General features: G+C 60.4%; 11 protein-coding genes. 1 reads left to right on the top strand and 10 read right to left on the bottom strand.

The features are described 5' to 3' along the window. Positions 1-2 precede the first annotated feature (2 nt). Positions 3-5,153: an NEL-type E3 ubiquitin ligase domain-containing protein gene (locus ACSFE6_RS06805; protein ID WP_435426878.1), complete on the top strand. Its 5,151-nt coding sequence runs from the start codon at positions 3-5 to the stop codon at positions 5,151-5,153. Between the two features lie 122 nt (positions 5,154-5,275). Here the strand turns inward: ACSFE6_RS06805 and ureC are convergent, their stop codons facing one another. From ureC to urtB, 10 genes are all read right to left on the bottom strand, one after another. After that, positions 5,276-6,976: an urease subunit alpha gene (gene ureC, locus ACSFE6_RS06800; protein WP_435426877.1), complete on the bottom strand. Its 1,701-nt coding sequence runs from the start codon at positions 6,974-6,976 to the stop codon at positions 5,276-5,278. 139 nt (positions 6,977-7,115) lie between these two features. Further along, positions 7,116-7,421, bottom strand: a complete 306-nt coding sequence (locus ACSFE6_RS06795; RefSeq protein WP_435426876.1) for an urease subunit beta — start codon at positions 7,419-7,421, stop codon at positions 7,116-7,118. After that, the gene (locus tag ACSFE6_RS06790) at positions 7,421-7,954 is read right to left on the bottom strand and encodes a GNAT family N-acetyltransferase (protein WP_435426875.1); all 534 of its coding nucleotides are present in this window, start codon (positions 7,952-7,954) and stop codon (positions 7,421-7,423) included. The genes ACSFE6_RS06795 and ACSFE6_RS06790 overlap by 1 nt, the downstream gene beginning before the upstream one ends. Positions 7,955-7,960: 6 nt before the next feature. Further along, positions 7,961-8,494, bottom strand: coding sequence for an N-acetyltransferase family protein (locus ACSFE6_RS06785; protein ID WP_435426874.1), 534 nt, complete (start codon positions 8,492-8,494; stop codon positions 7,961-7,963). 9 nt (positions 8,495-8,503) lie between these two features. After that, positions 8,504-8,806 (bottom strand): urease subunit gamma, encoded by a 303-nt coding sequence (gene ureA, locus ACSFE6_RS06780; RefSeq protein WP_007937143.1) that lies wholly within the window; start codon positions 8,804-8,806, stop codon positions 8,504-8,506. Between the two features lie 158 nt (positions 8,807-8,964). Then, entirely contained in the window at positions 8,965-9,804 is an 840-nt protein-coding gene (locus ACSFE6_RS06775) for an urease accessory protein UreD (RefSeq protein ID WP_435426873.1), read from the bottom strand. A gap of 43 nt (positions 9,805-9,847) precedes the next feature. Then, positions 9,848-10,546, bottom strand: a complete 699-nt coding sequence (gene urtE / locus ACSFE6_RS06770) for an urea ABC transporter ATP-binding subunit UrtE (RefSeq protein WP_435426872.1) — start codon at positions 10,544-10,546, stop codon at positions 9,848-9,850. A gap of 134 nt (positions 10,547-10,680) precedes the next feature. Continuing rightward, on the bottom strand, positions 10,681-11,550 hold the full coding sequence (gene urtD / locus ACSFE6_RS06765) for an urea ABC transporter ATP-binding protein UrtD (protein WP_435426871.1): 870 nt from the start codon (positions 11,548-11,550) through the stop codon (positions 10,681-10,683). Then, a complete protein-coding gene (urtC, locus tag ACSFE6_RS06760) occupies positions 11,547-12,626 on the bottom strand; it encodes an urea ABC transporter permease subunit UrtC (protein ID WP_435426870.1) in 1,080 nt (359 codons plus the stop codon). The genes urtD and urtC overlap by 4 nt, the downstream gene beginning before the upstream one ends. Next, positions 12,626-14,128, bottom strand: a complete 1,503-nt coding sequence (urtB, locus tag ACSFE6_RS06755; RefSeq protein WP_435426869.1) for an urea ABC transporter permease subunit UrtB — start codon at positions 14,126-14,128, stop codon at positions 12,626-12,628. Before urtB ends, urtC begins: the two co-directional genes overlap by 1 nt. Positions 14,129-14,274: the final 146 nt, after the last annotated feature.

Here is a 14,274-nt window from a genome sequence, read left to right as displayed (position 1 = left end):
CCATGCTCGATTCAAATACACCCTCTCCCACATCCGAAGGCGTGTTCAACAGCGATCTTCGAGGTGTGCACTATGACTTCATCAAGGATCGGATACCCGCTTGGTTCACGGGAGCTTCTGCACAGCGACAAGAGGAAATCGGTCACCACGAACTGCAATTGCCGGCCTGGTATCGGAGTGCTTCGCCCGAGCAAAAGAAGGCCTTGGCCGATAGCCACACGCGATACCGCGAGAGCTTGAATCAGATTGAAACCAGGCTTGGCACGGTCAAGGATGTTTTCGCGTTCGCCGAAGAGCCGCTGAAGAACGCGATCAAGGCGCAGTTCAATCTGGATCTGGACGTCAAAAACGTTTACTTCGCCCGCAAATACGGTTTCAAAGGGCGCGATGATTTTTTTGGCGCCCTTGTCCTCGAGTATGAAGACACTTCAGAGGGGGCCTACGTCTATGGAGGTATCTCCCTGCTCGAGGCGGCTCTGGCCAACTTCGAGCCTGACGAAGAAAAACCTCTTCCTTGCAATAACTGTCGGGTCATTACCGGCTGGAGCAGCTACGACGGCGAGGTGATTGCAACGGTCGCCGCGGTCAACTCCGAGATCAAACCCATCGCCGCCCACGACTTCGCCAGGCTTTGTCGCACCCTTGATCTCGGGGCGCTGTACCAGAAGCACATCAAGACGATCGTGCAGCCAGAAAACGCCGACGAGCGTGAGGCACTTGAAGGGCAACTGGAAGAACACCAACGGCAGCGGCTGGCGGTGTGCACTGAACTGGCCAGGCTTCAATTCGCTACCAGACCGGGTAGCCATCAGATTGAATCGGGTATCAGCGATGATGTTTACCAGATGCTCAAAAAGACGCTGGCCAGCACGCGTGGCGTGACGCTGGACAACAGGCCGGTGACCTTTGCGACGTTGAGCGTATTTGGCATCGAGTTGGTCGGACCGCTGCTGATCGGACCGAACCGTGAAGACTCGGATCGGGTCGAGCGCCTGGTGGTTTATTTACCCAACGATCCGCAACAGCCGTTGAAAGAATATGCCTCCAGCACAGACTTCATGGTGGAATTGCGCACACGCCTGCACAGTGCCGCCTATCGCCGCTATTTCAGCCAGTTCATCCCCATGCGGCAACAGGGGATTTTTTTCGCTCAGTTCAACAAGTTTTATAACCCCGGCAATCTAGGCGTCGAGGCGGATTTTCCGCTTCAATCGAGGCCTTCGAACCTGCCGCTGGATGATCAATACATCGAGGGTGATCTGTGGAGGTACCTGCGGCTGCAGGCTATCGACAAGCTCTATGCCGATGCCCGAGCGGTGGCGGTACCTACCGGTGATGAAGACAGCCAGGCTCGGGCAGCCAGGCTGTCGAGTTACCTGGATGCCGTGATCAGCGTGTTCAATCTTGCCGCCTTCGTTGTGCCGGGTTTGGGGCCGATCATGTTGGCGGTAGGCGCCGCGCAAATGCTGGATGAAGTCATCGAGGGTGTCGAGGCCTATGAGCAAGGTGAAACGAAGGACCTGTGGGCGCACCTCTCCAGCGTGGCGTTGAATGTGGCGTTTATCGGTGCCGGAGCGGTGGTGCTGCCGAAAATCCAGGTGTCGTCCAGGGTGGACAATCTCAAGCCCGTCATCCTGGCCGATGGCAAGCAAAAGCTGTGGAACCCGGACCTTTCGCCCTACAAGGCCTCTATCGCATTGGCACCCGAGGCCAGGCCAAATGAACTGGGGCTGTACGTGCATAATGGCCAGACGATTCTGCCCATCGAAGGCGACCCCTTCCAGGTCGAACTGGACGCGACCGGTGAGCATTACCGGATCCAGCACCCGACCCGACCCGGAGCCTACGCCCCTGAATTGGCGCATAACGGAGAAGGCGCCTGGCACCATGAGCTGGAACGTCCCCACACCTGGGAAGGCATGAGGTTGATGCGTCGACTCGGCCCGCTGGTCGAAGGCTTCAGCGATGCGCAACTGGAGCACATTCGGCGCGTCAGTGGTGTCGATGCAGAGGTATTGCGCCGGTTGCATGTCGAAAGCGAACCGGTCCCGGCGATCCTGCTCGAGACGGTAAGAAGGTTCAGGGCTTACGACGATGCCATCAATATCGCCCGGGGAATCGGCGACGGTTCTCTCTCCAGCGCGCTGTGCAGTTACGCGGCGTCACTCGCCGTGGAATTGCCGGGGTGGCCGACCGGCAAGGCGATAGAGGCATTTTCGGAATCCGGTCCTGGCGGGCATTCGGTCAGATACGGCAATCCCGCTGCTTCCCCGCAGGACATCCTCAACATCACCCGTTCGGAGTTGATGAACGGGCAATTGCCTGCTCGTATCATCGCGTCCTTCAGTGAGGCAGACATCAAGTCGTTGTTGCCCCACTACACGCCCCGAACGCCTGAGGCGCGTATCAGCGAGTTGCAACAAAAGCTGCAGTCGCGGGCAATCAATGGCAGGGCGCGGTTGATGCGCAGCCTCTACGCCGAGCGACAACCGTCCGCTGATGCGGCAGTAGCTGTTGTGCAACGGGACTTCACCCGTTTGCCTTCTTCCATGGTCCAGGAGCTGCTGGCCGACGCCACCCCCATTGAGCGGGCGGCCCTGAACAGTGAGAGGCGTGTTCCATTGCGCTTGGCCGAGGGCGCGCGCCGGCTACAACAGCAGGTGCGTTTGACCCGGGCTTACGAAGGATTGTACTTGGACGAACTGGTCGACAAGGACACCGAAATCCTGGCGCTCAATTCGTTAAAAAACCTGCCGGGCTGGTTGGGCGATATCCGTATTGAAGTGCGCGAAGGCGGGCTTGAGGGTGATTTGCGTGCCAGTGTCGGCGTCGAGGACGCCACGGAGCGCAAGGTGCTTGTGCGAGTCAGTGAGGGACGTTACGAGGCGCGTAACGACCGCGATGAACATCTGCATGGCGCCGATGACCTTTACGCCTCGATACAGCACGCATTGCCTGACCGGCAACGTCAGGCCATCGGGTTGCCCCATGTCACGCAGGGCCAGCAGCTGAAAATGAAAATTGTCGAACACCAGTTGTCTCATGATCAGCTTCGTCCGCTGCTGAAAATGCAACCGCGCCAGCACCCTTTCTTCAAGCCGCCGATGCGCCTGTCCGGCGAGCGCATCGGTTATCCCCTGAGTGATCGCCCTGACGTCAGCCAGTGGCAGCGAGTTGTCGAAGAGCGGGTTCGTTCGCTCTATCCGACGATGTCGTCTGCCGATGTCGAAGCGTTTATCCAGAGCATGGATGATCGACAGGACACGATCCTGAGAAACCGTGAGCGCGAGTTCAAGCGACTCAACCATACCTTGCAAAACTGGCAGCGAGCGCAGTTGGACGGTGTGTCGGACGCAGAGCGTGCGACCAATGACTTTCGCCAACGTCGCGGCGCCCGACTGGCGATCATTAGAGCGCTCAAGCAAGCCTGGCAACACACGGGTGAGGTGGACCTGGACAATACCGGCTGGCCACAGGGGCAATTCATCGACTTGTCCGATATGGATCTGCATGGCCAACTCGATGAACTACCGCCGTTGACCGCGAACTTTGATCACGTCACGCATCTGGATTTGTCGAATGCCGGTATCGAAGAGAACGCGGATGGTTTTCTGCGCTATTTCAAGCGGCTGCGCAAACTCGATCTGAGCGATAACGATCTGGTTAAGTTGCCTGAGTCTTTGGGACAAATGGTTCATCTGACGGAACTGGACCTGTCCGACAACCTGATTGAGTTCGATGCACAGGCTGTCACTCAATTAAGCAGGCTGACGCGCCTGAGATTTCTGGGGCTTGAGGGCAATCCGTTGCAGTCGCCCCCAGACATCGGCCAGATGCCGGACCTGCTCATCCTGCTGTTGGGCAGTACCGAAATCAACGCCTGGCCCGCCGGCATATTCGATCAACCGCGCAGCCGCACGTTCATGTTGGATATGCGGGCCAATGCACTTGAAATCATTCCGCAAGTGGAGCCGGGTTCTGCTCAGGCGGAAATCGTGGCTCGTACGCTCATCAGTCACGAACCTGACTCCATTTCCGCAGAGAATTTGCAGCGTGTCAGAGGCTATCGCCAATCGGTCGGCTTTGAACCGGATCGGCCACACCCTCCCTTGGGCGTGCTCGACAGCAGATTGTGGAAAGAGGGGCTGACCGAGCAGCAATGGCAGGCCAAACAGGATCGCTGGGCTGACCTGGAGAAGGAGCCTGGATCGGAGCCTTTTTTCAACGAGTTGAGGAAGCTGGCGCGATCTGCGGATGCGCTGACCACCGATGAAAAGGCAAGGGCCGAACTGTGTCACAAGGTCTGGTCAATGGTTGAAACGACCGCCGAAAACACGGCATTGCGCGAGAAACTGTTTCGCATGGCCGCCGCCCCGACGACCTGTGTGGATGCCGGTACGCAGTTGTTTAACGCCATGGGCGTGGAGGTCTTGATCACCCAGGCCTACGAATTGGCTGCCCACGATCTGATTGAAGCCGAATTGGCTGGGTTGGCCAGGGGCAAGTCGCGTCTGGACGCATTAGGCAGGATTGCCCGGGAACGGATCGGCGAGCTAGTGGCGCAGGGGCGCCGGTTTCCCGAGTTCGATGAAACAGGGGATCTGATCCCCCATGTCGATGCTCAAGGGCGACCGCTTGCGGATATCGATGAGGTGGAAATCCATATGATCTACCCCACTCAATTGGCCGAGCGCCTGGATTTGCCCTGGCAATCCCGGGAGATGATGTTCCGCGCGCCTGACGTGACAGCCGAGATGATCAGCAAGGCCTACGATCAGGTGATAGCGAGAGAGCAGGGGGTGCAGTTGCAGGAGCGGCTGATCGAGCAGCCGTTCTGGGTCGACTTCCTCAAGCGAAACTATCAGGACCGGATACAAGCGTTGCACGCCAGGGCCGAGCCCTTGCTGGACTTGCAGGCCGCGCAACAAGCCTGGGTCGACAGCGATTCGTCCGTGCATAAAGTGCATTGGCGCTCGGAAATTCTTCGCTTGGCCAAACTGCTGGGTAAGCCAGACAGCGAGGTGCCAGCTGGCGCGGTGATGAGCGATGTGCAGTACTACGCCGAGATGGACGCCATCGCGATGCAAGAAAAGGCGTTGATCGGCAAGTTGACTGGCGAAGCCATTCAGCGTGCCGGATTGCAGCGCGGGTAGGCTGGGCCATTGTAGGAGCGAGCTCGCTCGCGATGGACGTTAACGATAACGCGTAGTTCCTGGATAAGCGCGTCGTTCTGGAGTTCATCGCGAGCGAGCTCGCTCCTACAGAGGCGGAACTGTCAGAACAGGAAGTAACGTTGTGCCATCGGAAGGCTTTCTGCCGGTTCGCACCACAGCAACACCCCGTCGGCCTTGACCTGGTAAGTCTGTGGATCGACATCGATGCTCGGCAGATAATCGTTGTGGATCAGGTCGGTTTTCTGCACATCGCGACAGCCTTTGACCACGGCGATTGTCTTCTTCAACCCCAATGATTCCGGCAAGCCCGCTTCCTGCGCCGCCTGGCTGATGAAGGTCAGGCTGGTGGCGTGCAGCGAGCCACCGTAACTGGCGAACATCGGACGGTAATGCACCGGTTGCGGTGTCGGAATCGACGCGTTGGCGTCGCCCATCAGGCTGGCGGCGATGGCGCCGCCCTTGATAATCAGCGTCGGCTTGACCCCGAAAAACGCCGGCCGCCACAGGACCAGATCCGCCCATTTTCCAGCCTCGATCGAGCCCACTTCATGGCTGATGCCATGGGTGATCGCCGGGTTGATGGTGTACTTGGCGATGTAGCGTTTGGCGCGGAAGTTGTCGTTGCCTGCGCCGTCACCGGGTAACGGGCCGCGCTGTTTTTTCATCTTGTCGGCGGTCTGCCAGGTACGGGTGATGACCTCGCCGACCCGGCCCATGGCCTGGCTGTCCGAACTGATCATCGAGAACGCGCCGAGGTCGTGAAGGATGTCTTCGGCGGCAATGGTCTCGCGGCGGATGCGGCTTTCGGCGAAGGCCACGTCTTCGGCAATGCTCGGGTCCAGGTGGTGGCAGACCATCAGCATGTCGAGGTGTTCGTCGATGGTGTTGCGGGTGAATGGCCGGGTCGGGTTGGTCGAACTCGGCAGCACATTGGTGAAGCCACAGGCCTTGATGATGTCCGGGGCATGGCCGCCGCCCGCGCCTTCGGTGTGGTAGGTGTGGATGGTGCGGCCCTTGAAGGCGCCCAGTGTGGTTTCGACGAAACCCGACTCGTTGAGGGTGTCGGTGTGGATCGCCACCTGAACGTCGTACTGATCGGCCACGCTCAGACAGTTGTCGATACTCGCCGGGGTAGTGCCCCAATCTTCGTGCAGCTTGAGACCGATGGCGCCGGCCTTGACCTGCTCGATCAGCGGCTCCGGCAGGCTGGCGTTGCCCTTGCCGGTGAGGCCGATGTTCATCGGGAAGGCATCGGCGGCCTGGAGCATGCGCGCCAGATGCCAGGGCCCGGACGTGCAGGTGGTCGCATTGGTCCCGGTGGCCGGGCCAGTGCCGCCGCCGATCATGGTGGTGACGCCGCTCATCAACGCTTCTTCGATCTGCTGGGGACAGATGAAATGGATGTGGGTGTCGATGCCGCCAGCGGTGAGGATCATGCCCTCGCCGGCGATGACTTCGGTGCTGGCGCCGATGGCGATGTTCACGTTGGGCTGGACGTCCGGGTTGCCGGACTTGCCGATCCCGTGGATGCGCCCGTCCTTGAGGCCGACGTCGGCCTTGACGATGCCCCAGTGGTCGATGATCAAGGCATTGGTGATCAAGGTGTCGACGACGTCGGCGGCCAGCAATTGGCTCTGACCCTGGCCATCGCGGATGACTTTGCCGCCGCCGAACTTCACTTCTTCGCCGTAGGTGGTGAAGTCTTTTTCCACTTCGATCCACAGCTCGGTGTCGGCCAGGCGGACCTTGTCGCCGACGGTGGGGCCGTACATGTCGGCGTAGGCCTGACGGGAAATCTTCATTCGTTCGCCTTGAGATTCAATTGGATTTGAAATCGTTCGCTGCGCTCACTTTCGCGAGCAGGCTCGCTCCCACAGGGGAATGCGATCAACTGTGGGAGCGAGCCTGCTCGCGAAGGGGCCAGTGCATACACCGTGAAACTTAAAGGTCACCCATGACCCGACCGGCAAAACCGAATACCCGACGATGCCCCGCCAGATCCACCAATTCCACCTCCCGACTTTGCCCGGGCTCGAAACGCACGGCGGTGCCGGCGGGGATGTTCAGGCGCATGCCGCGGCTGGCGACACGGTCGAAGGTCAGGGCGTCGTTGGTTTCGAAAAAGTGATAGTGCGAGCCGACCTGGATCGGTCGGTCGCCGCTATTGGCCACCGTCAGGCTGATCGTGCGGCGGCCGGCGTTGAGTTCGATGTCGCCGGGCTGGATCTGGTATTCACCGGGAATCATCAATGGGCTCCTTGGAGAATCTTGTAATAGAGGGCTGTCGGTTTGTAGCGGCCGGTCGGGTCGCACGCGTAATCGGGGATTTCGCCGGCGCGGGTGTACCCCAGCGCCTTGTAGAAATCTTCGGCCGGGGAGCCAGCCTCGGTGTCGAGAAAAAGCATGCCGCGCTGGTGTTGCAGGGCCGCCTGTTCCAGGGCCGTCATCAACTGTTGGCCCAGGCCACGGCGCCGGGCGTGCTCGCGCACCAACAGTTTTTGCACCTCGGCGCGGTTCAGGCCATTGGCTTTCTGGCACAGGCTGAGCTGCACGCTGGCCTGTACTTGTTCATCCTTGACCACCACCCACAGCAACACATGTCCCTTGCTCAGGTTCTCCTGAACCTCATCGAAATAGGCGCGAGCCTGCGTGGCATCGAGGTCAGCCATGAAGCCGACGCTGGCGCCGTAACCGACCGCATCGAGCAGCAGGTCAATCAATCCCTGACGATAGTGCGCAAAGCTTTCAACGTTGACGCGTCGCAGTTGGGCGGGGTTCATCGGCTATCACTCCTTGCTGGCGGTCGGAGGTTGCGCGCCAGGATCGAGGGTCAGTTGCATGAAGGTCAGGTCCAGCCAGCGACCGAACTTGGTACCCACCTGGGGCATTTGCCCGGTGGTCACGAATCCGATGCGCTCGTGCAGGCGAATCGAGGCGGCGTTGCCGCTTTCGATGGCAGCCACCATCACGTGTTTACCGCAGTCTTTGGCGCGCTCGATCAGGGCATCCATCAGTTTCGGGCCCAGCCCATTGCCGCGTTGGTCGCTGCGCACGTAGACCGAATGCTCGACGGTGTGACGGAAACCGTCGAACGGCCGCCAGTCGCCGAATGAAGCGTAGCCCAGCACTTGGTTCTCAGCGTTGACGATGACCAGGATCGGATAGCCCTGGGCTTGGCGGGCGCTGAACCAGGCCTGGCGGTTGCCGAGATCGACGGCCTGTTCGTTCCAGATTGCCGTGGTGTTGAGCACGGCGTCGTTATAGATGTCGCGGATCGCCGGCAGATCGGCGTGTACCGCATCGCGGATGGTGTAGGTCATGGCGCAGCCTCAGGCGATAGGTTGATGGACGGTGACCAGTTTGGTGCCGTCGGGGAACGTCGCTTCGACCTGAATCTCCGGGATCATTTCCGGGATACCTTCCATCACTTGCTCGCGGCTGAGCAGGGTGGTGCCGTAATGCATCAGCTCGGCGACGGTCTGGCCGTCACGGGCGCCTTCGAGCAGCGCCGCGGAGATATAGGCCATGGCTTCCGGGTAATTGAGTTTCACGCCGCGAGCCAGTCGCCGCTCGGCCACGAGGCCGGCGGTGAAGATCAGCAGCTTGTCTTTTTCGCGTGGAGTCAGGTCCATCGTAGAAGTCCATCAAGGCAGATTAAAAAAGTATTTGGATTTGAAATTACAAATCCCTGTGGGAGCGAGCCTGCTCGCGAAAGCGGATTCACATTCAACATCCATGTCGCCTGACACACCGTATTCGCGAGCAGGCTCGCTCCCACAAAAAGCAAACATCAGGTGTTCCATATTCGGGGTGGGACGGCTTCTCGGCCAAGCAGCACCGGCCTGAGCAATCGCCACAACTCAATCAGCCAATTGCGCGCCAGCAGCGCCTCGCTGGCCAGGCACCGGACAACCAGTAACCCCGGCAACTGAGTCAAATCCCCCCGTACGTCATGGGACAGCGAACGGCACTTCTCCAGCAGTTCGCTATCGATCTCACCCGTCACCAACAGGGTCGCAAACACCGGTTGGCCGTCCAGGCCAATTGGCGAATCGAGCAAACCGTCATTCCCGACAATGCGCTGGCGCTCATGCCAGAGCAACCGGCCATCACGGCGGATATCCAGATGCGATTGAAAATGCCCGAGGTCGAAGCGCTCACCGCTGGCTGGCCGCCCCAATGCCACCACGTCCCAGTAGAACAGCCTGGCATCGCCTTCAAGGTCGATGCAGGTGCGCAGTTCAGCCTGTGCCGCACTGAAAATGATCGTCTCCTGGGGCAACCATTCCAGTGTCGCACCGGCCGCCACACGCAAATCCAGCTGCTGATAAGCGGGACCTGCAGCGCGATACCACTTGGCCGCACCGGGGCTGGTGAGTTGCGCCCAGGCGTCATGGCCGACGCTGGCCGAAATATCCAGCCGATCACCCCCGGCGATCCCGCCCGGCGGGTGGACGATGATGTGCTGGCAGACCTCCGGACCCTCGGCATACAAATGCTTCTGCACCCGTAGCGGGCCCAGGTGGCGACGCTGTACCGGACGCGTGGTGTCGCCGAATCGGGCGTAGCCCAACTCAAGCTCGGCGTGCCAGCTCGGGGTGAACAGCGTTGTGGGGGCAGGTAAATTCATGGGTTCTAATTATCGTTAGGTTGCTACAGATTAAATCGTACTCTTATATCGCAACTAGACCGCGCACACCCTCGGCTTCCATATTTTCGCCGCGGCCCTGCTGCACGATCTCGCCCCGAGACATCACCAAATAGTGATCGGCGAGTTCGGCGGCGAAGTCGTAAAACTGCTCCACCAGCAGAATCGCCATGTCACCACGGGCTGCGAGCTTCTTGATCACCGCACCAATTTCCTTGATCACCGAGGGCTGGATACCTTCGGTAGGCTCGTCGAGGATCAGCAGGCGCGGGCGGCTGGCCAATGCCCTGCCAATTGCAAGCTGCTGTTGCTGTCCACCGGACAAGTCACCGCCGCGTCGGTGCTTCATTTGCAGCAGCACCGGGAACAGTTCGTAGATGAAGGCCGGGACTTCCTTGGCCTCGGAGCCCGGGAATCGGGACAAGCCCATCAGCAAGTTTTCTTCCACCGTCAGGCGCCCGAAAATCTCCCGACCTTGCGGCACATAGGCGATCCCGGCGTGCACCCGTTGATGCGGCTTGAATGTGGTGATCGGCTTGCCTTCCCAGTTCACCGCACCTTCTTTCGCAGGCAGCAGGCCCATCAGGCACTTGAGCAGGGTGGTCTTGCCCACGCCATTACGACCGAGCAGGCAGGTGACCTCACCGACCTTCACGTCAAAGCTCAGGCCACGCAGAATGTGGCTACCGCCGTAGTACTGGTGCAGCTTGTCGACTTGCAGCATGTCTTCAGTTCTCCTCATTCCACTGTGGGAGCGAGCCTGCTCGCGAAGAGGGTGTGTCAGTCGCCATATAGGTTGTCTGACCCACCGCCTTCGCGAGCAGGCTCGCTCCCACAGGTGGAGATGTGTTTGCAAATCTAGCGACCGAGGTACACCTCGATCACCCGCTCGTTGTCCTGCACCTGTTCCAGCGATCCCTCGGCCAACACACTGCCCTGGTGCAACACCGTGACGTGGTCGGCAATCGAGCCGACGAAGCCCATGTCGTGTTCCACCACCATCAGCGAATGCTTGCCCGCCAGGGTCTTGAACAGTTCGGCGGTGAATTCGGTTTCGGCGTCGGTCATGCCCGCCACCGGTTCGTCGAGCAGCAGCAATTGCGGGTCCTGCATCAGCAACATGCCGATTTCCAGAAACTGTTTCTGACCATGGGACAACAAACCGGCCGGACGATTGACCGACGGGGTCAGGCGAATGGTGTCCAGCACTTCGCTGATGCGATCCTTCTGTTCGCCACTCAGGCGAGCCCGCAGGCTGGCCCATACCGACTTGTCGGTTTTCTGCGCCAGTTCCAGGTTCTCGAACACGCTCAGGGCTTCGAACACCGTCGGCTTCTGGAACTTGCGACCGATGCCGGCCTGGGCGATCTGCACTTCGCTCATCTGCGTCAGGTCCAGGGTTTCGCCGAACCAGGCCTTGCCGTGACTCGGGCGGGTCTTGCCGGTGATCACGTCCATCAGCGTGGTCTTGCCCGCGCCGTTGGGGCCGATGATGCAGCGCAGTTCGCCGACGCCGATGTACAGGTTCAGATTGTTCAGTGCCTTGAAACCATCGAAGCTGACGCTGATGTCTTCCAGGGTCAGGATGGTGCCGTGGCGGGTATTCAGGCCGGGGCCGACGCGTTGGCCGAGGCCGATGGCGTCGCGGCTGCTGCCGGCGTCCTTGTTCGGTTCCGGCGGATAAAAGGCAGGCTCAAGCATGAATTCAGCGCTCGCAGTGACCCTCATGATTCACCTCGTTTTTTCAGCAGACCGATCACCCCTTTGGGCAGGTACAGGGTCACGACGATGAACAGCGCGCCGAGAAAGAACAGCCAATACTCCGGGAAAGCCACGGTGAACCAGCTCTTCATGCCATTGACCACGCCGGCGCCGAGCAGCGGACCGATCAACGTTCCGCGCCCGCCAAGAGCGACCCACACGGCGGCTTCGATGGAGTTGGTGGGCGACATTTCACTCGGGTTGATGATGCCGACTTGCGGCACGTACAAAGCCCCCGCCAGGCCGCACAGCACAGCGCTCAACACCCAGACGAACAGCTTGAAGCCGCGCGGATCGTAGCCGCAGAACATCAGGCGGTTTTCCGCATCGCGCAGCGCGGTCAGCACTCGGCCGAACTTGCTTTGCGCCAGGCGCCAGCCGATGAACAGGCTTGCGACCAGCAACAGCACCGTGGCAATAAACAGCACCGCACGGGTGCCCGGCTCAGTGATGCCGAAACCGAGGATGGTGCGGAAGTTGGTGAAGCCGTTGTTGCCGCCAAAACCGGTCTCGTTGCGGAAGAACAGCAGCATCCCGGCGAATGTCAGGGCCTGGGTCATGATCGAGAAATACACGCCCTTGATCCGCGAGCGGAAAGCGAAGAAGCCGAACACCAGGGCCAGCAACCCAGGCGCCAGTACCACCAGGCACATGGCCCAGAGGAAGCTGCTGGTGCCGGTCCAGTACCATGGCAGTTCGGTCCACGACAGGAAAGTCATGAACGCCGGCAAGCCATCGCCCGACGCCTGGCGCATCAGATACATGCCCATCGCATAACCGCCCAGGGCAAAGAACAGGCCGTGGCCGAGGGACAACAGGCCGGCGTATCCCCAAACCAGATCCAGCGCCAGGGCGACGATGGCGTAGCAGAGGATTTTGCCCACCAGCGTCAGGGTGTAGGCCGAGACGTGCAGCGTGCTGTCAGCCGGCAACAGCGACAGCAGCGGCAACGCGAACAGCAAAAGGAGGATCACCGCACCGACGGCAATCGTGACTTTGGGGCCGGCCTTTTGGGTAGCCGTGACCATCAGAGGCTGGTTCATCAGTCGATCACCCGTCCTTTGAGTGCGAAGAGGCCTTGCGGACGCTTCTGGATGAACAGAATGATCAGCGCGAGGATGAGGATCTTGCCGAGCACCGCACCGATTTGCGGTTCGAGAATCTTGTTGGCGATGCCCAGGCCGAAGGCAGCGAACACGCTACCCGCCAGTTGCCCGACACCGCCGAGCACCACCACCAGGAATGAATCGATGATGTAGCTCTGACCAAGGTCCGGGCCGACGTTGCCGATCTGGCTCAGCGCAACGCCACCCAGTCCGGCAATGCCCGATCCCAGGCCGAAGGCGAGCATGTCGACGCGTCCGGTCGGCACACCGCAGCAGGCGGCCATGTTGCGGTTCTGGGTGACCGCGCGAACGTTCAGGCCCAGGCGTGTCTTGTTCAGCAGCAACCAGGTCAGCACCACGACGAACAAGGCAAACGCGATGATCACGATGCGGTTGTACGGCAGCACCAGATTCGGCAGCACCTGAATCCCGCCCGACAGCCATGCCGGGTTGGCCACTTCGACGTTCTGCGCGCCGAACACCAGGCGTACCAACTGGATCAGCATCAGGCTGATGCCCCACGTAGCGAGCAGGGTTTCCAACGGACGGCCGTAGAGGTGACGAATCACCGTGCGTTCGAGTGCCATGCCGATTCCGGCGGTGACGAAAAACGCTACCGGCAACGCGATCAGCGGATAAAACTCGATGGCCTGTGGCGCAAAACGCTGGAACAGCAACTGCACCACGTACGTCGAGTAAGCTCCGAGCATCAGCATCTCGCCGTGGGCCATGTTGATCACGCCGAGCAGGCCGAAAGTGATTGCCAGCCCCAGTGCCGCGAGCAGCAGGATCGAGCCCAGGGACATACCGCTGAATGCCTGCCCGATCAGTTCGCCGACCAGCAGTTTGCGTTTGACTTGAGCGAGGCTGGTTTCGGCAGCGGTGCGCACGGCGGCGTCGGATTCGACGCCCGGCTCCAACAGGTTTTCGAGACGGGTGCGGGCCAACGGATCGCCGGTTTCGCCCAGCAAACGTACAGCGGCAAGGCGCACGGTGGGATCAGTGTCCACCAGTTGCAGATTGGCCAGGGCCAGGCTCAGGGCGGCATGCACGCTTTCTTCCTGCTCACCCGCCAATTGCTGGTCGAGGAACTTCAGCTGCGCGGGTTTGGCGCTTTTCTGCAATTGCTGCGCGGCGGCCAGACGGATTTTTGCATCGGCGGCAAGCAATTGATGGCTGGCCAGCGCGGTGTCGATCAAGCCGCGAAGTCGGTTGTTCAGGCGCAGGGTTTTCGCTTGGCCATCGACGGACAACTCGCCTTGTTGCAGGGCGTTGATCAGTTCGATGCGCGCCGGATCGGGTTGCGCGGCCCAGGACTCCAGCAGTTTGGCTTGCTGTGTGGGATTGGCGGCGAGGAAGTCCTCGGTGTCGCCGGCGTGGGAGGCCATCGGCAACCAAAGTGCAATGGCAAGGATGAAGCGGTAAAGGGCAGTGGGCATAGGGAGTCGCCTTGACGCGGACATTGTGGGAGCTGGCTTGCCAGCGATGCAGGCGACTCGGTGTGTCTGATGTACCGAGGTGATGCCATCGCTGGCAAGCCAGCTCCCACAGGGAATTGTGTCGGACATGAGCACCGTGCTCACAC

It is taken from the genome of Pseudomonas baetica (assembly GCF_051216495.1).
GTDB lineage: Bacteria > Pseudomonadota > Gammaproteobacteria > Pseudomonadales > Pseudomonadaceae > Aquipseudomonas > Aquipseudomonas baetica_B.
This window is presented reverse-complemented; position numbering and strand designations above follow the sequence as displayed.